This window comes from Acinetobacter sp. (genome assembly GCF_036666595.1).
Classification (GTDB): domain Bacteria; phylum Pseudomonadota; class Gammaproteobacteria; order Pseudomonadales; family Moraxellaceae; genus Acinetobacter.
Genome location: NZ_JAVWVO010000077.1, coordinates 1 through 731, shown reverse-complemented (window position 1 = coordinate 731; position 731 = coordinate 1). Strand labels below are relative to the sequence as shown.

At 36.5% G+C, this 731-nt stretch carries 1 pseudogene; it reads left to right on the top strand.

The annotated features are described in order from the left end of the window. Nucleotides 1–321 (top strand): annotated as a pseudogene (locus RR876_RS16865) (hypothetical protein); the annotation flags it as partial. Between the last annotated feature and the right edge of the window lie 410 nt (nt 322–731).

Here is a 731-nt window from a genome sequence, read left to right as displayed (position 1 = left end):
GATGTGACGAATGCCCAAACCTCAGATGACCGAGTGATTGTTTATTCATATATGGGTACAAAACTAGACTCAAATATCAAATCAATTACAGAAACGATGGTACAGCAAACTGAAAAAGAACTATTAAAAAATGGTCAAGCGGTTGATGGTGAAGGAAAGAAATCGCTTGCGATCAAGGTAAATTCATTACGCAGTACTTATACCAATATGATGTTCTGGCGTAGTAAAATTAATTTTGAAGTAACTTTAGGCAACGGACAAGTCATTCCGTTTACCGTGGCTCATACGAGTGGTGTGTTAATACAAGATTTAAATTGCTGAAGGGGTAATGACTTTACTTAACGATGCACGAGTAAGAACCTACCTCGCAGAAAATTAAGAATAACTTTTCCATTTCCTAGATTTTGAAATGAAGTGCAACAACGATGGATATAAAAAAGCCCGACATCCTGTCGGGCTTTTCGTATTTGGTAGCTAGATATGACTCCTGTCGTATCTCACGATCCTGATGCTTGAACTGATTATGTTCCGGAACATCCTGTTCCTGTATAAGTTCATCATAAGGAAAGATGAGAGGGACGCCAATCCGCCAAATCCTTAAAATTTTGTAGGATAAATCATACAAATAACATTTTCTTACATTTATGCCACCACCATTTGTCAGAAAGGTCAATAAACAATCAGTATTATCACGTTATAGTATATGTACCATTTCTAAAATCTATGGAGAA